Annotated in this window: 19 protein-coding genes and 1 pseudogene; 14 read left to right on the forward strand and 6 right to left on the reverse strand. The window is 41.1% G+C overall.

The genetic code is table 11. The features are described from left to right. Positions 1-404 precede the first annotated feature (404 nt). The 3 genes from AC5JM2_RS32125 to AC5JM2_RS32135 form a co-directional block, all read right to left on the reverse strand. On the reverse strand, positions 405-3,170 hold the full coding sequence (locus tag AC5JM2_RS32125) for a type I secretion system permease/ATPase (RefSeq protein WP_495839633.1): 2,766 nt from the start codon (positions 3,168-3,170) through the stop codon (positions 405-407). Further along, positions 3,119-3,877 carry a foldase protein PrsA gene (locus tag AC5JM2_RS32130; RefSeq protein WP_495839635.1) on the reverse strand — a complete coding sequence of 253 codons (759 nt, stop codon included), beginning with the start codon at positions 3,875-3,877 and terminating at the stop codon, positions 3,119-3,121. Before AC5JM2_RS32130 ends, AC5JM2_RS32125 begins: the two co-directional genes overlap by 52 nt. A gap of 185 nt (positions 3,878-4,062) precedes the next feature. Further along, positions 4,063-4,857: a TIGR00297 family protein gene (locus AC5JM2_RS32135; protein ID WP_495839637.1), complete on the reverse strand. Its 795-nt coding sequence runs from the start codon at positions 4,855-4,857 to the stop codon at positions 4,063-4,065. Positions 4,858-5,394: 537 nt separating this feature from the next. On the opposite strand from AC5JM2_RS32135, the gene AC5JM2_RS32140 reads away from it, so the two are divergent. Continuing rightward, positions 5,395-7,482: a S8 family serine peptidase gene (locus AC5JM2_RS32140; protein WP_495839639.1), complete on the forward strand. Its 2,088-nt coding sequence runs from the start codon at positions 5,395-5,397 to the stop codon at positions 7,480-7,482. A 217-nt stretch (positions 7,483-7,699) separates the two neighbouring features. Here AC5JM2_RS32140 and menD read toward each other — a convergent pair whose 3' ends face one another. Then, a complete protein-coding gene (gene menD, locus AC5JM2_RS32145) occupies positions 7,700-9,586 on the reverse strand; it encodes a 2-succinyl-5-enolpyruvyl-6-hydroxy-3-cyclohexene-1-carboxylic-acid synthase (protein WP_495839640.1) in 1,887 nt (628 codons plus the stop codon). Between the two features lie 67 nt (positions 9,587-9,653). Beyond that, complete coding sequence (locus AC5JM2_RS32150) at positions 9,654-9,824, reverse strand: hypothetical protein (protein ID WP_495839642.1); 171 nt, start codon at positions 9,822-9,824, stop codon at positions 9,654-9,656. Between the two features lie 136 nt (positions 9,825-9,960). Here AC5JM2_RS32150 and folB point away from each other — a divergent pair, with 136 nt between their 5' ends. From folB to rbsK, 5 genes are all read left to right on the forward strand, one after another. Continuing rightward, positions 9,961-10,329, forward strand: a complete 369-nt coding sequence (folB, locus tag AC5JM2_RS32155; RefSeq protein ID WP_495839644.1) for a dihydroneopterin aldolase — start codon at positions 9,961-9,963, stop codon at positions 10,327-10,329. A gap of 1,193 nt (positions 10,330-11,522) precedes the next feature. Further along, the gene (locus AC5JM2_RS32160; protein WP_495839646.1) at positions 11,523-12,845 is read left to right on the forward strand and encodes a diguanylate cyclase domain-containing protein; all 1,323 of its coding nucleotides are present in this window, start codon (positions 11,523-11,525) and stop codon (positions 12,843-12,845) included. Between the two features lie 510 nt (positions 12,846-13,355). After that, entirely contained in the window at positions 13,356-13,913 is a 558-nt protein-coding gene (locus tag AC5JM2_RS32165) for a sugar O-acetyltransferase (protein ID WP_495839647.1), read from the forward strand. An 88-nt stretch (positions 13,914-14,001) separates the two neighbouring features. Then, positions 14,002-15,075: an alpha/beta hydrolase family protein gene (locus tag AC5JM2_RS32170; protein WP_495839648.1), complete on the forward strand. Its 1,074-nt coding sequence runs from the start codon at positions 14,002-14,004 to the stop codon at positions 15,073-15,075. A gap of 474 nt (positions 15,076-15,549) precedes the next feature. Continuing rightward, on the forward strand, positions 15,550-16,494 hold the full coding sequence (gene rbsK / locus AC5JM2_RS32175) for a ribokinase (protein ID WP_495839650.1): 945 nt from the start codon (positions 15,550-15,552) through the stop codon (positions 16,492-16,494). Between the two features lie 3 nt (positions 16,495-16,497). On the opposite strand, the gene AC5JM2_RS32180 is transcribed toward rbsK, so the two are convergent. Then, positions 16,498-16,929 (reverse strand): nucleoside deaminase, encoded by a 432-nt coding sequence (locus AC5JM2_RS32180; RefSeq protein ID WP_495839680.1) that lies wholly within the window; start codon positions 16,927-16,929, stop codon positions 16,498-16,500. A 25-nt stretch (positions 16,930-16,954) separates the two neighbouring features. On the opposite strand from AC5JM2_RS32180, the gene AC5JM2_RS32185 reads away from it, so the two are divergent. The 8 genes and pseudogenes from AC5JM2_RS32185 to AC5JM2_RS32220 all read left to right on the forward strand — a co-directional run bounded on the left by AC5JM2_RS32185 (position 16,955) and on the right by AC5JM2_RS32220 (position 20,960). Continuing rightward, positions 16,955-17,878 (forward strand): nucleoside hydrolase, encoded by a 924-nt coding sequence (locus tag AC5JM2_RS32185; protein WP_495839652.1) that lies wholly within the window; start codon positions 16,955-16,957, stop codon positions 17,876-17,878. Positions 17,879-17,927: 49 nt separating this feature from the next. Beyond that, positions 17,928-18,887: pseudogene (locus AC5JM2_RS32190) on the forward strand (AAA-like domain-containing protein); the annotation flags it as partial. A gap of 95 nt (positions 18,888-18,982) precedes the next feature. Beyond that, the gene (locus AC5JM2_RS32195; RefSeq protein WP_495839654.1) at positions 18,983-19,285 is read left to right on the forward strand and encodes a hypothetical protein; all 303 of its coding nucleotides are present in this window, start codon (positions 18,983-18,985) and stop codon (positions 19,283-19,285) included. 69 nt (positions 19,286-19,354) lie between these two features. Then, positions 19,355-19,987: a WD40 repeat domain-containing protein gene (locus AC5JM2_RS32200; protein ID WP_495839656.1), complete on the forward strand. Its 633-nt coding sequence runs from the start codon at positions 19,355-19,357 to the stop codon at positions 19,985-19,987. Next, complete coding sequence (locus tag AC5JM2_RS32205) at positions 19,969-20,139, forward strand: hypothetical protein (protein WP_495839658.1); 171 nt, start codon at positions 19,969-19,971, stop codon at positions 20,137-20,139. Before AC5JM2_RS32200 ends, AC5JM2_RS32205 begins: the two co-directional genes overlap by 19 nt. Before the next feature lie 100 nt (positions 20,140-20,239). After that, the gene (locus tag AC5JM2_RS32210) at positions 20,240-20,428 is read left to right on the forward strand and encodes a hypothetical protein (protein WP_495839659.1); all 189 of its coding nucleotides are present in this window, start codon (positions 20,240-20,242) and stop codon (positions 20,426-20,428) included. Further along, positions 20,425-20,733, forward strand: a complete 309-nt coding sequence (locus AC5JM2_RS32215; protein WP_495839661.1) for a type II toxin-antitoxin system RelE/ParE family toxin — start codon at positions 20,425-20,427, stop codon at positions 20,731-20,733. The genes AC5JM2_RS32210 and AC5JM2_RS32215 overlap by 4 nt, the downstream gene beginning before the upstream one ends. Further along, positions 20,730-20,960 carry a hypothetical protein gene (locus AC5JM2_RS32220; protein WP_495839663.1) on the forward strand — a complete coding sequence of 77 codons (231 nt, stop codon included), beginning with the start codon at positions 20,730-20,732 and terminating at the stop codon, positions 20,958-20,960. Before AC5JM2_RS32215 ends, AC5JM2_RS32220 begins: the two co-directional genes overlap by 4 nt. Positions 20,961-20,986: the final 26 nt, after the last annotated feature.

A 20,986-nucleotide genomic window follows, 5' to 3' on the forward strand; every position in this document is an offset into this window, starting at 1 on the left:
AGTAGGGATTTGTTTTTATTGTGTTGATTGTGGAAGAAGCTCCTATACTTGAGTTCGGCTACATAAGCGATCGCTCAAATAATTCGTAACTTTTGGCGATGTCTAACAACAAGGTTTTTTGTAGGGTGGGCATTGCTCACCAATATTTCAAATGTCTATTACATAATATAAGCAATGCCCACCCTATGATTTGTGGTTTCATCTGCTTGTATTCTTCTACACCCTTACACTCGTTTCCAGGTCTAAGCAGGAAATGCACTTGGGGCGGTTCTGCCGCAAGTATCGGAGGCAGAGCCTCCCAATGGGCATTCCCAGTCGGAGACTGGGAACGAGGTAAGACGAGGTAATGAGCTTAACAACAATATTAAATATAAATACGGGATTGAAAACACCAATTATTTATATTAAATATTTGCCTGCTGTCTTTGATACAATGACCAGTACAAACCTTTTTGTCGCAACAGATCCAAATGGTTTCCGCGTTCGGCGAGAACGCCCTTCTCCAGTACCAAAATTAAATCAGCACGCTTGAGGGGGGCAAAACGGTGGGCGATGAGAAACACGGTGCGGTTAGCGGAAACTTTTTGTAAGTTTTCCAGGACTTGCTGTTCAGTTTCACTATCTAAAGCACTGGTTGCTTCGTCCAAAATTAAAATCGGCGCTGACGAGAGAAATAATCGTGCTAAAGCTATGCGTTGACGTTGTCCGCCAGATAAAGCTGTACCCCGTTCTCCGACATTTGTTTCGTAGCCGTGGGGTAATTCACTGATAAAGTCATGAGCAACAGCATATCTTGCAGCTTCTACGACTTGTTCTGAAGTGATGTCGGGATTACCGAGAGTTATATTGTCTAAGATAGAACCGTTGAATAAAAAGTCTTCTTGCAGAACAACACCAATTTGTTGGCGCAGCGAAGCTAAATCAGCGCTTTTAATATCAAAACCATCAATGAGGATGCGTCCTGATTCAATTTGATAAAGGCGTTGCAACACTTTAGAAAGAGTACTTTTCCCAGAACCACTGCGTCCAACAACACCAACAAACTGTCCTGGTTCTACAGAAAACGAGATTCCTCTCAAGACGGGTTCAGCGCTTTGTCGGTAGTGGAAGAAAACTTGCTCAAAGTTAACTTGACCTTTGAGGGATGGTAACACTAAACCAGTGCCTGGTTCCGCTTCTGGGGCTACGTTAAGAATATCACCAATCCGGTCAACAGAAAGCAGCACTTGTTGGAAGGTTTGCCAAAGCTGCACCAGGCGTAAAAGTGGTGCTGTGACTCTACCAGAAAGCATTTGAAATGCGACTAGTTGACCGACTGTTAATTTATGATCAATAACAAGCTTGGCTCCAAACCAAAGAATAAGCAAGTTGGAAAAATTGGTGAGGAAGTCACCAATGTTACTACTAATGTTAGAGGTGGTAGAAGCTTTGAAACCTGTGCGGACGAAGCGAGCAAATAAACCTTCCCAGCGATCGCGTGCTGCTGGTTCTGCTGCGTGTGCTTTAACTGAGTGAATTCCTGTAATTGTTTCGACAAGAAATGATTGACTATCAGCACTGCGGTTAAAGGTTTCGTTTAGCCAGTTGCGGAGAATTGGCGTTGCAACCACTGTTAAAGTGGCAAACAAGGGCAGAACTGCTAACGCCACAAATGTCAGGGGGATATTGTAGTAAAACATTAACCCCAAATACACGACAGCAAAGATGCTATCCAAAACTACAGTTAACGCTGTACCTGTGAGAAACTGGCGGATTTGTTCGAGTTCTTGAACTCGTGCAACTGTATCTCCTACCCGCCGAGACTCAAAATAAGCCAAGGGTAACCGCATCAGGTGGCGAAACAGCTGTGCTGATAAACTTAAATCTAGGCGACGGGCGGTATGGGTAAAAATGAACAGTCGCAGGATACCAAGAACTGCCTCGAATATAGAGGTTAGCAGGAGTGCGATCGCCATAACATCAAGAGTTGGCAAACTCTCCTGCACCATCACCTTATCAATAACAACTTGAGTAATCAGTGGTGTTGCTAACCCCAAAAGCTGCAATGTGAAAGACGCCAGCAGCACCTCTGCCAGTAATCCTCGGTACTGCCAAACTGCTGGAGTGAACCAATTGAGGTTAAATTTTTCTTGCTTGTTGATGACTTCTACTTGCCATAACTGCCCATCCCAAGTCTCTTCAACCACTGAGCGTAGTAAGCTTTCACAAGTGTGATTGGGATTTAAGGGATTTGCGACAATCAGGCGATCGCCCTTGAGGGCATACGCGACTATCCAACCTTCCTCTGTTTTTTCTGATGTTTTCCACCGTAACAAAGCTGGAAATGATAACTGTTGTAACTCACTCCAACTGACTTGCAGCCGTCGCAGCACAAAACCTAACTTTTCTGCTGCTTCTACAAGATGTTTTGCTTGTTGTCCTCGCAGTTGACGTTGTACCCATTCGAGTTGTACAGGATTGTCTAGCTGTTGCGCCACCATTGTTAAACACGCAGCACCTGTGTTCCAGCTAGAGACGAAGGGGTATGTTGATGATTGTGTGGACGAGGGGGAGACTTGGGGAGGAGAGTGAGGGGGTGAGTTAGATGAGGCAGAGACTTCTAATTTGGAATTTGGAATTTGGAGAGAAGTTGGAACGGAGGTTTCCTCCGTTCGCGCAGCGTCTTTGGAGGAGACTCCAATCTTCGGTGATTTTGAATTGATTTGTTCTTTTGTCCCCGCGTCTTCTTGATTTCCTAACCAAAACCCTTCAATTTGTGGCGTTGAAAGTTCTGCCCATACTGCTGTCGTCCAGCGTAGTACGACGACTTCTTTACTAGCAGCAACAGCCTTACACTCTACAGAAAAGTTGTTTAAGTCGCCGAACCAATCTCCTGGTTGTAGTACTGTCAAAGTCTTACCGACGCTTCCGTCCCGTAGGCGAATGTTTCCAGAAATAATCAAGAATTGGAAACCTCCTGCTTCTTGTGGCCAGATTTTTTCTCCCAATTTGTAGCGAAGAGTTTCTGACACCTTTTGCAGTCGGTTTTGTTGTTCAGCTGTTAGCCAGCACAGTGGTGGTTGATCCCAAGATAAAGATGCTAGCACGCTATTTTCTGAAGATTCGTCACCTAAAAGTTTTAATTCACCTGCAATTTTACCGTTAGTTTTTGAATTTTCTCTGCTAGCCATTTCTCAAACAACTCATTTTGTAGTGCTTGCCTTAGTTGAGTATCTTCTAACGACGCGCTTAGAAATTGTTCCACACGAAACAATCCATAGCGTCCTTCCAGTTCTATTGGTCCTATTAATTGTCCGGGACTGGCAATATCAATACATGCCCTGAGTTTATCTGGCATTGTTCCCCGACTTACAGGTCCCATCATACCGTTCACAATTTTTTCATCTGAGAGTGAATATTCTCTAGCAAGTTGCTCAAAGTTTGCTCCTTCTTCGATTTGGGTTTGTAGTTCTTCCGCCAACTCCTGAGTCTCAACAACAATTCGCGAAACTACCACCCTATCTAAATAAATTTTACGTTCAATGTAGTATTCTTGTAGCTTGGATTCTGTGACGCTCGCTTTCAGTTTTTCTACCTTAAAACCATAAGCAACTGATGAGTGAAAGGTATCATAATTTGTCCCATTACTTTGTAGCCATTCTTGAAATTTCTGAGGTTCTGTCAATTTATTTTTTAGTCGGAAGTCAATTATAGTCTGTTCTGTCAAAGCAGAACTAATGAGTATATCTTCTCGTTTTTGTAGTTCTTGTTCGATTATGTACTGACGAAGAATGTCTCCAATAAATTGCCCCAATTTTCCCGATGATTGCAAATATTTTACTGCTTGTACATAGGAAATCGGTTTTTCATCTACAGTTAAAAATGATAAAAATTCCATGAAGTTAAATAAATAATGAATAGAAAAAACGACAAAAAAACAACATACAACTTTTTTTTAAACAAAATTGCATTTGAATTGACAATTTTATATAAAAAATAGTGTTGCAATTATAACTAGTTTTCACCCCAAGTGATAATTCACCAGGAGATTGCTAAAAAATACTCAAGATTTTTATAAAAATGTTAGGCAATGAAATGTGCCCATATCCAGGCAATAAAAATTGCTGTACTTGCGCCTATCAATGTGTTGAAAATATTCACCACTTCATTGGTAAGCCAATTAAAGCGAGATTGGAGTGTTGCACCAATCACACTTTCTAAATTCGTAGCTACAAACGCTGCTACAACACACCAAAAAACACCGAATAAATCTATCAAACCGACTCCCCAACCGAGTAGTGCTTGGGCGAGTGAGGCGATCGCACCAGCTAAAGTTCCCTCCAAACTAACCGCGCCTTCGGTTCCCCGTGCCACTGGTTGTAGGGTGGTAATCAGAAAAGTGCTTTTACCATAAGCCTTACCCACTTCGCTTGCACAGGTGTCAGAAAGCTTTGTACAAAAACTCGCCACATAACCCAGCAACAATAGGTTAGCTAAGGTGGGATGTAAGTTTTGAGGTGTAGGAAAAATTCCCGAACTTGTCGCCCATACTCCTAACGCACACAAAGCCGCAGTTAAAGCAGAACCCCAGACATTTTCTGGACCTCTTGCACCAGAACGTTTTTCTGCAATACCTTGTGCTTCCTTCTGCGCCATACCTACGCGCGTAATCAAAGAACCAACAAGAAAGTAAAACATCACGAGTACATATCCCTGCCACCCTAGTGTTGCCCAAATCAGGACACCAAGTAACCAAGCATGAAACACTCCAGATGGAGTGAGCAACTTTTTGGGGGCAATGCAAACCACAAATAGTAGCACGGAGTTCAAGCCGACTCCAACCAGCCAAGGATTTAGAGAGTTTATCGAATCAAACATTGTATCAACTCAGCTTTTTTAGAAGTATTTTGCCAAAGTACCAATAGAATAACTAATTTAGAACAAGTTTGATTACTACCTACAATTTCTTAGTCACATAATATATAATGTGATTTTTTATACGTTTTTAGTCTATATATCAGTTATCTGCTAATTTCCCAAAAGACCATAATCCGCAATACAGAGGAAGACTCAGGAATAAATTTTTCTCAAGATGGTGAATTTTGAGGAAAGGAGACTGACAAAAATCTATTGAGAGAGATTTTCTATTATCTATTTTCTTTAAAGGGAGGAACAGCCCTTTGCCTTTTTCCTCGTTACTTCGCTTCAAAACTACGTGTTTTATATTACAACTGTTTAAAACACAGATTTGATTAATTTTTCAGAGAAAACACTCTTAGAATTTATCAATTCTATGAAGAATCAGTAAAAATTTTCTATTTTTTCAGTAAATGTCTCTCTAAGTATCATTTTTGCCATGAAAAAATACGATATTAGAGTTGATGTAATATATACAGATGGTAAACTGATTAACCTATGTCAACGACTTTTTCTGAAAGCTCTCTAGAGACTGCTAAAAACTTAAATACAAGCATCAATCCTCAAATATTTAGTGATACATTAAATTCCGCTCATAGCAATTTCTACAGCTTCAATCTGAAAGGTCGTAGTAGTTTTAACCTTGAATTAGAAGACTCAAGCGCAAATGCACACGTAGACTTGATTCGAGATTCAAATGGAAATGGTGTTGTAGATGACGGTGAAGTCATAAGTAGTTCTGTTTTCAGTGGCGCGAAGCCTGAATCGATTAACCAAACCTTAGATGCAGGTTTGTATTATGTCAAAATCTCTATCGATGAAGGTTTAGAAACTGATTACAAATTAGCTGTTTCGGCAACGCCCATTGATTATGCTGGAGATTCTTTACAAAATGCACGTCAAATTACTCTTCATTCCAAAGCAAAAAACTACAGTGATTGGGTAGGTATATCAGATACAAATGATTACTACAAATTTGCACTAAAGACCAGGAGTGATTTCAAATTAGGACTTAGTGGTTTGAGTGATGATGCACAGGTGCAACTGCTAGATGGTAATGGCAATACACTTGGAAGCTCCCTTAACGTTGGCATCACAAATCAATCAATAAATCGTACTTTAAACCCAGGAACATACTATGTACGCGTAAACTCGTACGATAATAGTGAAAGTTTCTACAACCTAAGTTTGTCAGCAACCCGTGTATCTAGTAGTGAAACAATACCGACTCCCAGTGATGGAGGCATATTATCCTCCATTTCCAACGGTGCACAACAGCTAGCTACTTCTGTAATTACATCCCTCTTCCCTGATAGCAACACGCAATATGTCAAGGGAACTCTTCGGGCAGATAACTTTACTTATCAGTCTACATACAATCGCACAATATACTCTGGCAATGGCAACGTTGACTATGGTAGTGGAGGGCGAGACTTACTGGATCTATCTGGATTTTCCTCCACACAAGCCACGATGAAGTTAGTCAACTCCACAGGGGGTGTGATGTATAACCCAGGCAATGGTACTCGCTTATTTGATGACATAACATTAAGCAACGGCAAAGAAATTTTGTTTGAGGGCATTGAAGCAATTAAATTTGCAGACAAAACAATCAACTTATCAGTGACGCCTAACGACCCTTTGTTTGGGCAACAATGGAACCTACATATGATGGGTGTTCAAAGTGCGTGGGGTTTGACGACTGGTTCCAACAAAGTACTTATTGGAATTGAAGATACCGGCTTGGCTGCCAATGGTGGTGTTCTTCACCCTGATTTACGTTCCCCCAATGTAATAAGTAATAACTACTTGGATGAAATGAGTAACTCCATTGCCCACGGTACTGAAGTTGAAGGAGTGATTGGGGCGGCGAGCAATAATGGCGTCGGGATGAGTGGTATCAACTGGAATTCTGATATTTTCCATATCGATGTTATGGGTGGTGATCCTGGGGATTACGATTTGGTGAGTGCGACACAAACACTGATTAATCAAGCAAATAGTAAAGGTCAGCGTCTAGTAGTCAATCTCAGCTTGACTGGTGGTAGTTCACCACAATTTGAGCAACTGATTGCTAATAATCAAAATACAGCCTTGTTTGTGGTTGCTGCTGGAAATACTAACGCCAATAGTCTTGATAGTCCTGCCGACTTAGCGAAGATGTATGCCAATGTTGTAGCAGTCGGTGCTTCTTGGGGAGTTAAAGACTGGAATGGCAATGCCACAACACCTGGAACACGGATTTCCTATCAAGGAGGGTGGGGTTCCAATAAAGGAGATGGTCTGACTCTCATGGCACCATCTGAGTACCTCACAACCAATGCTACCAAATCTTCTAATGGTTTTACGTTCGATTATGATCAACGTTTCAATGGCACTTCAGCAGCAGTGCCAAACGTGGTAGGAGTTGCTTCATTGGTGTGGAGTGTGAATTCAAATCTCACTGCTACTCAAATTAAGACGATTCTGTCACAAACAGCTTACGACTTGGGTGCATCTGGCTATGATACAGAGTACGGTTACGGGTTTGTGAATGCCGATGCTGCTGTTAGGAGAGCAATGGCTCTTGCACAGGGTGCGGCGTAATGACTGGAACTAGGGGTGTAGGGGTGTAGGGGTGTAGGGGTGTAGGGGGAAAGAATTAAAGACCAATCATTTGTATCATATCAAATCCGTTTGTATCGGAATTATTTCTCCAGCACTCCGTCTGCGTCCTCTGCGGTTTTTTTTATCATTCAGATGCTACCGGATTTGATATCAGGCATTTGGTGAAATGGCAGTCAGAAGAAAACATGGTCAAAATCTAAGCCAGATCTACTGAAAATTTCCCTAAATTCTCCCTACGCCACTGAGCATCTGCTTTGCGATTTGTCTGCAACTCTAAAACCCGAATTCCCTTGTTGGCCAGTGGGTTTAATCTTGACAGTAACTGTTTCCAAGAAGTTATCAATTCGTGCTCAACACCATAAGTAGTACAGAGTTGAGCAAAATCAATATCTTGCGGAGTTGCAAAAAATTCTTCAAATGGTGGCTCAAATTTGGAAATAGATAACATTTCAAAAATTCCACCACCATTATTGTTAATTAATACAATGGTGAGATGTCCAACAAATTTATTTCTGATTAAAAAACCATTTGTGTCATGCAATAAAGCTAAATCACCTGTCAACATGACACTACTTTGTTGGCGATGGGCAATTCCCAAAGCTGTGGACAATGTGCCATCAATGCCATTCGCACCTCTGTTGAAAAAAGGTTGCACTTGTGAGTAAGTCGGTTTCCAAAAGAATTCGACATCCCGCACTGGCATACTGTTAGCAATAAAAATAGGTGTTTTTGGTGGTAATGTCTGAGAAAGCAACCAAGCTGCTTTGCCTTCAAATAACTCGTCTATTGTTGTCAAAGTTTGGTCAACACTCTCTCTGACTTTTGCTTCTGCTATACACCATAGTTGGAGATACTCAGAAGAAGATGAGGGAGAAGAGGGAGTGTGGGAGTGTGGGAGTGAGGGAAAAGAGTTATTGAGCATTAACTCTTCCCTCCCTCCTTCCTTCCTTCTCTCCCTCACTGCTTTTTCCTCTGCTCCCCTGTTCCCTTGCTCAAGTGTTTCCCATCTGTTTAATTCTTCTATACTTATGCGTAGATGAGTTGTCTTACCATGAAGAGGATCGAGGTTTTGGTCGCTCTTGTCAATAATCCAGCGTTGTGCTTGGGTAGAAGTTAACCAGTTACGTAAATCTTTACTGGTGGGTATTTCACCAATTTGAATCACCACTTCTGGTGCGAGCTGTTTTGCGAATTCCTGATTCCGCAAAATCAGGTCATAAGTGGAAATAATATAAGGATTTTCGTCAACATAGTTTCTGACTGGAGAGAGTCCCTCTGCCAAAACTGGAAATTTTAAGGTTTTGGAGAGTTGGGCGATCGCACGACAATACTCCTGAGGTTTTTGCGGTTGGGCAACACCAGCGATGATAATTCCTCGTTGAGTTTTTAACCACTGTTGGAAAGGAAGATTTACAGAAGTGGGAAGATAAAAAGATGGAGAGATGGCTGTGACTTGAGAGAAAAAGTCTTCTGTGTCAAATTCGGACTGTAACAATTGTAAAGATGTTGCGTGCAAGATCTCTACATCGGGCATAGGTGCAAGGGGGTCGCGAAAGGGAAAATTGAGGTGCACAGGTCCGGGTACAGGAGTTTGTGAACGTTCCCACGCATGAATCATCGTTTGCCGCAGATAAGCAAGCATTCCCATATCCACAGAGGGAATAGCTAGCTCTGTCTGCCAGTTTGGGTAATTGCCGTATAATTTCAGCTGATTTATAGTTTGACCAGAATGGCAATCTCGTAACTCAGGTGGTCTATCTGTGGTAAACAGCAATAAAGGTACATGACTTTCTTTTGCTTCAATCACCGCCGGGTAAAAATTCGCTCCTGCTGTCCCAGAGGTACAAATAACGACTGTGGGGCGTCCGGTTGCTTTTGCTTGACCGAGGGCAAAAAAAGCTGCAGATCGTTCATCAAGAATAGAAATTGCCTCAATATCAGGTGATTGTTGGGCAAAGGCGACTGCTAGAGGTGTGGAACGGGAACCCGGACAGATCACAACACAAGTTAATCCTAGGCGCTTTAATGTCTGGGCAGCAATCGACGACCATACTGTATTAATGTTTCTAAAATCAATTACCATCAACCTTGAAAGTCCAAAAGTCCTGAGTTTTTAGTTCAAACAGATATGTCAACAAGAACGTCACGAACTAGGGGTGTAAGGGGGTGAGGGTGTAGGGGAGGACAGTGCCGTGGGCGGGTTTCCCGACTTGAGGCACCTGTCCGTTGAGCCAGTACTGATAGCGTAGCGTGGCACGAAGTGCCATAAGAGGGTTTCCCTCCTGAAGTACTGGCTCCCCTACACCCTTAGCTTTGGTCATTTTAAACTGATTGTCTGGTGAGTTATTTCATCATCCTAATTTTCTGGTATATTTCAACCAACCTTCCTATCGTAGATGAATCAGGAAAGCCAATAAGCTGTTGAATACTAAAATTACTCACTTAGGACTATTTTTTATGGACTGCATTCATTTGACGGGAATTCGCTCCTATGGCTACACTGGGTACCTGCAAGAGGAACAGGTGTTAGGACAATGGTTTGAGGTAGATGTCAGATTATGGGTAGATCTTTCACAAGCTGCTGAAACTGACGCGATAGAAAATACTATCGATTACCGTAAGACTATTAGCTTGGTGCAAAATCTGGTCAAGACATCAAAGTTTCTTCTGATAGAACGTCTAGCAGGCGCTATTGCAGATTCTATTTTGGCATCAAGCGATCGCGTGGTACAAGTTCAAGTTATTTTGAAAAAACCTGCAGCACCCATTCCAGACTTTGGCGGTACAATTAGCATTGAATTAACTAGAACTAAATCAAATTCATAGCTGAGACTTTCTCTCAAGAATACCTTACACTGGATTTTTACTTTCCGTATTTGCCAGTACAAAAGTAACTCTTGTTAATTTCCTTGACACTCTCCCTGATCAACTTCGCGGTATGCTGAGGGATTCCCAAAGTTACCCTTGAAAACTCCTGCTTTTAGAACTATTAACTAGACTATAGCAGTCCTATTTCATTTGTGAAAAATAAAGTACATTTGTACATCCTTCTTTCGTGTTCCCTGCCTCAACGAGTAATTTCACAACTCCTGCACGGATTGCTATAGGAGCAAAACGTAGTATTTGTAGTAATCAGTTGAGGAGTGGTGGAATTATTCTTATCTTGGCATTTTGGCAGTTACCTTTAGATATAGCTGCTATACATAGTATTACTCCAAATACACATCTATTAATTTTATCTTAAATACGTCAATAAATAACTTGATATTAAATGTGCAAAAGAATGCGATTAGCTTTTTTCTCCATAAATAATTTTATTTGAACAAGATTTGAGTTTCTAAATAAGGAGTTACTAAGCATATCAGAAAAAAATTAAGTTTTTGAAGGTTATCCTCAAAACTTGAAGATTATAGTGTGTTGTTTAACAGTAATACCACTTAGAAAAAATTTAAAAAATATGGTATAAAACATAATTATAGGATTTGATAAAATTTAGAAAAACCATAGAATTATTAGCACTCTATGCAGTAGGTATATAAAAGAACGTCTGGTGGAGGAGATACAGATTCACCCAACAAGAGAACCATTCACCAGCAAAGCTTGAACAGCGACTTGTGAACAAACAGAGAAGCAACCCTTTGGCAATACTAGAGATCCGCCGCGTTTATTTACTAGTTAATGTTCAAATTTGTTTGTTCATGACAACGGCGCGATCGCCCTAAACGAAAGGTCAATTTGTCTGATTGAAATGTATAAAATCGCCAAGTTTTTTGCTATTTTTTTATTACGTAGAATAAATATAGTAATCTTTATACTCATTGTTTACTCGGACTTTTAAGACTCAGTACAAAGATGAGTTAGATACTTTTTTTACTTTCTTGTCAGCATAATCATGATTGACAAAAGCGATGTTGTTTGGAAGAATAACATACTTTGAAAGATTTATTATGATAGAATAACTTTCTTTCAATTGAGTTACTATAGCAAAAAATCTAACTTTAGCTAGAGGAATATTTGATATGTCTCGTCTGAAAATCTTAGTTATCGAAGATGAAAAAAAAAAGGCATTAGATATTAAGAATATATTGCAAAGGTTAGGTCACTTTGTTTACGAAATAACTGAATTTGGAGAGGATGCAATCAAAAAAATGGAAGAAATTAATCCAAGTTTAGTATTATTTAATATTCTTTTAGATTCAAAGAATAATAGCGTTCAATTCGCTGATGTTATTATGAAGGATTTTCAAGTGCCAGTTTTATATTTAACCGAAAGATATTCCATAACAAAAAAAATAGAAAAAAAACTAAAAGAACCTTTTAACTACATTACTGAACCAGTCGCTGAACAAGACCTACATATTGCTATAGAAATGGCTGTTTACAAGCATCAAACGAAAAAAAAAGTGCAAGCACAACAGCAAAAGTTTATGGCAATTCTTAAAAGCATGGGTTGTGCAGTGATGATCACAGATATTTGTGGTTGTATTCATCTGATGAATCCAATAGCAGAAGAACTGACAGGATGGAAACAAGAAGAAGCCGTTACTAAAAATTTAGCAGAAATATTAAGTTTAGTTGACAAAGATACAGGAGTTTTGACCAAAAATTTAGCTACACAAGTCATACAGACGGGTGTCGTTTTGAATTTACCAGAAACTTTAACATTAATTGCTAAAGATCATACCGAAATCCAAATTGGGGGAAATATTGCACCCATCCGCGATGATGATGGTAGTCTTATTGGTGCAGTTGTCGTTTTTCAAGACATAACTCAACGCAAACAAACAGAAGCACAACTTGTACGGAATGCTTTCTATGATCCGCTAACAGGACTACCTAATAGAGTTTTATTTTTGGAGAGACTAAGCCAAGTGTTTGAGCGTCGAAAAAGACGGAACAACGACAGCTATGCTGTCTTGTTTTTAGATGTGGATGGCTTTAAAGGAATCAACGATAGTTTTGGGCATAGTGCGGGTGATAATTTCTTGATAGAGATTGCTCGACGTTTAGAATCATGCTTACGCAGTGCCGATACAGTAGCGCGATTTGGTGGTGATGAGTTTGCGATTCTCATCGAAGATATGAAAGATATCTCTGATACGATAAATGTTGCTCAGCGTATTCAAGAAACCTTAAAATTACCAGTTTACATACAAGAAGAGAAAATATTAATTTCAGCTAGCATTGGTATTGCTCTAAGCAGTTCTCATTATGAACAGCCAGAAAACTTGCTGCGGGATGCTGATATAGCAATGTATAATGCAAAGCAACAGGGAAAAGCTCGTTATGTTATATTTAATTATCATAAATTATACCAGATGAATAGACCTGTCAAACAATAGTTAGTACAAATATGTGACCGACAGTACCTATGTATAAACAGAAGAAATCAGTCTTAGTTTTTATAAAAGTAGAGATATGGTCTAAGATTTATCGTTAATAGTGAAAAGAAACAATATACAGTTAGTCACGTATTTGATTTATAGGAATCCGGTTTGATTGGGTGAATTACAAAGTAGAGACGCTTAACGCTTAAGAAGCAATAAAAGTGTACCTAGCTTTGTCAAAAATCAAATACGAGTCCCATATAGTGTTTAGCAATTCTAGGCTAGTCATACTAACGCTCAAATTCTGAATTTGACTAATACCAATTCTGGAGTCAACTTGCAGTTCATACTTACTCTTTCACTCAGGCGCGTGCTTGGCACACCAGTCGTCAAGGGCGGGGATAAAACAAGCAGGGGCAAGGGGGGAAGAGTTATTGAACAATACTCTTTTCACCCCTGTGCTTCTTATCTCCCCTGCACTCCTGCATAGTTAGGTCATAGCCCCAAATAAAAATAAGTTACCTTATGGAAAAAACAGAGAAACAGAAAATGCTGGCAGGCGAATTGTATCTTGCTTCCGACTTAGAATTGATTGCTGGAAGAAACTTCGCACTTCGTCTATTGAGAAAGTATAACTCTACAACCGAAGAACAACTGGAGGAGCGATCGCAAATCTTACAGGAATTATTTGGTCGAGTTGGACAAAATATTAATATTATGCCACCATTTCAGTGTGATTATGGTAAAAATATTTATGCAGGTGATAGATTCTATATGAATTTTGGCTGTGTGATTCTAGACTGTAATACAGTTCATATTGGGGACAACGTGTTGTGTGCTCCCTATGTTCAAATTTACACGGCATATCACCCAACAGACCCAGATAATCGTCTTTCTGCTAAAGAACTGGCTGCGCCAATTAGAATCGGTAATAATGTCTGGATTGGTGGCGGTGCTATTATTTGTCCTGGTGTGACAATTGGCGACAATACTACTATTGGTGCTGGTAGTGTTGTTGTCAAAGATATACCTGCAAATGTTGTTGCTGCTGGCAATCCCTGTAGAGTCATTCGACATTTGTAATCTCTGAAATAACAGTTGTTTCTAACTGCGCTATCAGATATTATCACAACTAATATGTATAAGTGTATTTAGAGAAGGAGTAGTTTCTTTGGTTACCATCAAAGCTTTGTCAGTGACTGCTGGTGCAGCATTGATATTCTGCGGTACAGCGAAAGTAGCAGCGGCTGCAACTTTTAATGATGCACCTCTATTTAATGATGCGGCTCGCTACAGTACGACAATCTCCGCTAATAATGACATAGCTGATATATACTATCCCAACCCATCGAACCTGAAAACTGGCAACTACTCCTTTCCTGTTGCACTGTTATTGCAAGGTGCAAATGTCGATAAATCAGATTACTCAGAATATGCCAGTACAGTAGCTCGCTACGGATTTGTAGTGGTTGTACCCAATCACCCAAGATCTCTTCCCCAGTACGGATTCACGGGACTGCTACCAGAAACTTCACAAATCGATGCTGTTCTTGTACAGATGAAAACAGAAAATTCTAATTCTGCTTCACCTGTTGCTGGTATTGTTAATACACAAAAACTAGGCTTACTCGGTCACTCCGCTGGAGGTGCAGTCGGGTTATCTGCCGTTGCAAATCTCTGCCTTTCCCCTATTCAATGTGAAGGTTCCTTCAACCGACCAAATGAACTTCTAGCAGGAGCGTTTTTTGGTGCAAACCTCCGTGATCAAAATGGAGTGTTTTTTCCTATTAATAATTCAGGAATTCCTGTTGCCTTATTGGAGGGAACTCGTGATAGCAGAGCTCTTCCAATTAACGCTGAAAAAACTTACGAGCAGATCCAGAACCCCCCTAAAGCGTTGATTAGTATTTTGGGTGCTAACCACTATGGGATCACCAATACTAATAACCCTACTGGTCCAATACCAGATCCTAACATACCAACTATCCCTCAAGATGTAGCAGTGGAAACTGTTGCCCGTTGGAGTGGATTCTTTTTGCGTGCCAGTATTCTTGATGACAAAACTGCTTTTGATTATGTGTATTCCACAGGTGATGCTCTAGATCCAAACGTGAGCGTGATTAGTCAAGTGAAACCTGTTCCTGAACCATCTTATACATGGGGTTTGGTGATACTAAGTGCTAGTAGTGCTGTGTTGGGACTAAAGAAACTCAAACCACATAGGGACGCAAGACAATGGAAATAGCAGTATCATTAAGCAACAAATATTTTATTGACATTTTCATTAACAGCAGACAACATAGCCAGCGTTGCAGCCGCTCCTAACACCTGCTAATCACTGACTTCTAAATACTTCTGCACCGATTGTATGGGCATTCTAATTCTGGATTGATAGTAAGTCGTGCTCAAGCACTGGGGTTTATCCGTACCCAGTGCTTTTTTGTTCTTTCTTTAATTTCATTTATACTGTGCTGGGCATTCTAATTCTGAGTAAGAGTTGTTGCCTTCAAGCACTGGAGTATCCTAATTCTCCAGTGTTTTTTTTATTTATGTGGGTTTTCATAAATTGAGTTGACCCCTGAACGCGAGATAATATTAGGACTTACGCACGAGTTACGAAAGAACAAGACTGTGAGATTGCTTCCTAACGTCGCAACGGGTGCAACTACGTTTCCCTTGCGTAAGTCCTGAATATAGTGCAGCACCACTTTGTCAAATTATGAGCATTATCGTCTTTGGCAGTATCAACATAGATCTGGTTGCAACAGTACCCCGCTTACTAGTTGCAGGTGAAACGCTGCTGGGACACGATTTTTTCAAAGTACCAGGCGGTAAAGGTGCCAATCAAGGAGTCGCATCAGCACGACTAGGAATTCCTACTCACATAGTAGGACGGATAGGTGCAGACAGTTTTGGTACAGAACTTGTCAACAGTCTCCAAGCATCGGGTGTCCAAACAAATAATGTGTTTGTAGATGAAACTGTGAGTTCTGGTGTTGCCATGATCACTGTAGATGTCAAGGGTGAAAATCAAATTATTGTCATTCCTGGTGCTAATGGGCGCGTTAATCAGGAAGATGTGGAAAGATTATCACATTTATTACCAAGAGTTAAGGCTTTACTTTTACAATTAGAAATTCCTATGCCTGCGGTTGTCTGGGCTGCCAAAGCTGGACGAAAAGCTGGAGTGACAGTTATTCTCGACCCAGCACCAGCGCAGAAGGATATACCAGATGAACTTTACTCCTTGGTAGACATTATCACACCAAATGAGGTGGAAGCAGGAGGACTGGTAGGTTTTTCTGTGGATGGAGAAGAGTCGGCAATTAAGGCAGGGAAAGTTTTACAGGAACGAGGTGTGAAAAATGTCATTGTGAAACTCGGTGCCAAAGGCGTTGTTTGTTCCACTCCAGAAGACACCTTTTTTATACCTGCGTTTCCAGTTCATACGGTTGACACAACTGCTGCGGGAGATGCCTTTAATGGCGGTTTGGCTGCGGCGCTTTGTGAGGGACTTTCTTTGCGTCAAGCGGTGGTTTGGGGTGCAGCCGCTGGTGCTTTGGCTGCAACCAAACTAGGGGCGCAACCTTCGCTTGCAGATAGGATGACGTTTGATGCGTTTCTCAAAGAAAGAGGAGTGGTTAGTAGAACAATTAACCACTAACAATTACTTACCAATATCCTCGTTCCATAACTCAGGTTTCTCTTCAATAAATTCGCTCATCATTTGTTCGCACTCATCAAGATTGAGGTCAATCACTTCCACACCGTGGGATACCATAAATTCTTTAGCGCCTGGAAAAGTTTTTGATTCTCCAGCTATGACTTTTTTAATGCCAAATTGTACAACCGCCCCAGCGCACAGATAACATGGCATTAAGGTTGAATAGAGTGTTGTACCCCTATAACTGCCGATTCTACCAGCATTGCGAAGGCAATCGATTTCGGCGTGGGTGACTGGATCGCCATCTTGCACACGTTTGTTGTGTCCTTTGCCGAGAATCTTGTCATCCTTGACGAGAATGGAACCGATGGGAATTCCGCCTTCTTGTCTGCCTTGTTTTGCTTGTGCGATCGCAGCTTCCATAAACTCATCCATTTTTTCATTCATTTTTTTATTCTCCATGTCTAAACAACTTGTCTTGATGGATCACGATGGTGGTGTAGATGATTATCTAGCAACTATGCTGCTGATGACTATGGATCACATACAGCCACTAGGTATTGTTGTCACTCCAGCAGATTGCTATGCCGAACCAGCCGTAAGCGCTACACGTAAAATTCTAGACTTAATGGGGTGTTCTGATATCAGAGTTGCCCAAAGTACTGTACGCGGTATTAATCCTTTTCCTCGACTGTATCGCCGTGATTCGTTTGTTGTTGACCATTTTCCCATTCTCAATCAAAGTGAAACAATTCGCACACCACTGCTTGCAGAACCTGGTCAAGATTTTATGATAAAGGTGTTACAAGAGGCACCAGAACCTGTTACGTTAATGGTTACTGGTCCGTTAACAACAGTAGCAACTGCACTCGACAAAGCACCAGAGATTGAAGAGAAAATTCAAAGAATTGTTTGGATGGGTGGTGCTTTGAATGTTGGTGGTAATGTGGAAAAAAATTGGGAACCAGGACAAGATGGTTCCGCAGAATGGAATGTGTATTGGGACCCAATTTCTGCTGCACGAGTGTGGCAAACCCAAATTGAAATTATCATGTGTCCTTTGGATTTGACTAACACTGTACCTGTAACATCAGAAATTGTTTACAAAATGGGAAAACAACGCCACCATCCCATATCTGATTTAGCGGGACAATGTTATGCACTGGTTATTCCGCAAGACTATTATTTCTGGGATGTACTGGCGACGGCTTATCTTGCTCATCCAGAATTCTATGAATTGCGAGAGTGGGAAACAGAAATTATCACCACAGGTTTGAGTCAAGGACGTACCAAAATAGTGCCAGGAGGGCGTAAGATTTTTGCTATGGATAAGGTAGATAAAGAAGCTTTTTACGCTTATATCTTGCAGCAGTGGGCACGTTGAATTTTTAACCACTTACCCAGTCCAAAAGATAGGAGATAGGAGATACGAAATGAGTCATCTAATTGGCGTAACACTCCGTAATCGATACAAAATATTCCAATGTCTGGGGGGTGGGGGTTTTGGCGATACTTACTTGGCTCGTGATTTAGATTTACCAGGACAACCTCAGTGTGTTGTCAAACATCTTAAACCAAAAGACTCAAGCCCTGCTGTTTTGGCGATCGCTACCAGGTTATTCGAGACAGAAGCACAAACTCTATATCGGTTAGGCAATGCACACAACCAAATTCCCAAGTTGTTCGCCCACTTTGAAGAAAACGGAGAATTTTACTTAGTTCAGGAATTCGTTGATGGGCATGACTTAACAAAAGAAATTATTTCGGGCAGTTCCAAAAGTGAGCAAGTTGTCTTTAAACTTTTGAAGGACATCTTGGAAGTTTTGGCATTTGTTCATCAACAAAACGTCATCCATCGGGATATTAAGTTACAAAATTTAATGCGACGGCGAAAAGATTGTTACGAAACAATTTTACAACCAGGTGCGCTGATTCGGATTAAAGCACCCCGGCAAATGGGTAAGACTTCACTTTTGACACGTGTTCTTGATCATGGAACACAACATGGTTGTCAAACTGCATACTTGAACTTTCAAGCAGCAGATGCAGAATTTTTCACCAGTCTAGATAAATTCTTGCAGTGGTTTTGTGGCAGCATTGCTCAGGAGTTGAATCTTAAAGATAAGCTAAGTGAATATTGGCAAGGTGTTTTGGGTAGCAAGGATAAGTGTACAAACTACTTTCAAAGATACTTGCTCTCGGAAATTCATAGCCCAATCGTTTTAGGTTTAGATGAAGTGGATCAAGTTTTTCAATATCCGCAAGTCGCATCAGAATTTTTTGGCTTACTAAGAGCTTGGCATGAAACATCTAAGAATAAAGAAACTTGGAAAAAACTACGATTGGTGATTGTGCATTCTAAGGAAGTTTATATTCCTTTGAATATTAATCAATTGAAACTTTAAAGAAAGCGCAACAAAAAGCCGAGCGGCAGATTCTTATTGGCGGTACGATATTAGCGTTATCCTTAACTTGGGCAGTTATCACTTTGACATTTATAGGTTTTGTGATTGTGATCACAGGTGTGAGTGCGATTACAAGTTCTTCGACCACTAGCATAGTTATAGGTTCTGCGATTGTGAGTGTGATTATTAGAATTGTGAATGTGATTATTAGAATTGATTCGACTCCAGTAGCACAGAACGATGTCACAAGTGCAGGATTTAGCCCGGATGGTCAACGCATTGTCACTGGATCTTGGGACAAGACAGCCAAGGTGTGGGATACAAATGGTAACCTGCTTGCTACCCTTCCTGCCCAACGCGAAGCGAACAAACGGCATCAGAGGTGAGTCATAAGTGCAGGATTTAGCCCGGATGGTTAACGCATTGTCACTGCATCACTTGACGGCACAGCCAAGGTGTGTGATACAACTGGTAAGCTGCTTGCTACCCTTCCTGCCCAACGCGAAGCGAACAAAGGGCATCACAAAGAGGTCGTAAGTGCAGGATTTAGCCCGGATGGTCTACGCATTGTCACTGCATCAGCTGACAACACCGCCAAGGTGTGGGATACCAATGGCAAGTTGCTGGCTGAACAAAAAGGACATCAGAACTATGTCACAAGTGCAGGATTTAGCCCGGATGGTCTACGCATTGTCACTGCATCAGCTGACAACACCGCCAAGGTGTGGGATACCAAAGACAAGTTGCTGGCTGATCTCACAGGGCATCAGAAATGGGTCAATAGTGCAGCATTTAGCCCGGATGGTCAACGCATTGTCACCGCATCATCTGACAAGACCGCCAAGGTGTGGGATACCAATGGCAAGTTGCTTGCTGAGCTAAAAGGGCATCAGTCCGAGGTCAGGAGTGCAGCATTTAGCCCGGATGGTCAACGCATTGTCACTGCATCATATGACAACACAGCCAAGGTGTGGCGGGTTAGCGGGTTCGATGATTTGCTGGCGCGGGGTTGCGACTGGCTGCAGGATAATTTTGTCATGCATCCAGAGGCGCGGGAGAGGTTGTGGGTGTGTCGGGCGAAGAAATAGGAGTTGGGAGAAGGGAGCAGGGAGAAGGGGGAAGGGGAAGGGGGAAGGGAGGAGTCACTAAGGGCGTTAAGCTAGCTGCGCCTGGGGCGATCGCGTGGAGCAATCATTTTTGGCGATCGCTTCGCTGCTGCGATCCTTTGCAGATCGCTTAACATTTACCCTTTCGGATATCCCACACACAACCCATCGACGCAGATTTTGCTTCTACAATATATTCAAATGAATGCGAGAAAAATATTTGGTTAACAGCAAATGGAAAATGCCAACATTAAGGAAGAGGCTCGTAAATTAATTGAGAGATTACCAGCAAATTCGACATGGGATGATTTAATGTACCAAATTTACGTTCGACAAGTTGTTGAAGCTGGACTAGCTGATAGCAAAACTGGTAAAGTAATTTCCGTACAAGATGTACGGAAAAAATTTGGACTGCCAGAGTGAAAATTTATTGGACTGAAACAGCTGTAGAAAATCTTTCGGGCATTTATACTTATATCGCTCAAAACTCTCCACAGTATGCGGCTAGAGTGGTTGATACTATAACCAGACGTTCTGAACAAATTGCAAATTTTCCTCTCTCAGGTCGAATTGTACCAGAGCTTGAAACAGAGCAAATTCGAGAAGTTTTTGAAGGTTCATATCGAATTATTTACTACATCAAATCAGAACAAATTGATATTCTTGCTGTCATACATGGTTCGCAACAAATCCTATCTAATCCTATAGATGAGTCAGATGAGTTATGACCAAAGCAGAAGTCTTAGAAGCACTGAAAAAAATGACGACTGAAGAACGTTTGGAAGTCATTGAAATCGCATCAAAGTTAATTCGTCAAGAAATCACTACAAAATCGAAAGTTCCTCTTCAAAAAGAACTGAGTTTAGCTGAAGCTGCCGAAGTCATGCGTTCTTTTTACGAACAAGGAAGTGAGTTAGTGATTTTCGCTGATCGGGATGAGGAAAAGATGGTATGAATTGATGCTGCATTAAAATTGCATTT

The sequence above is a fragment of the Brasilonema angustatum genome (genome assembly GCF_059505445.1).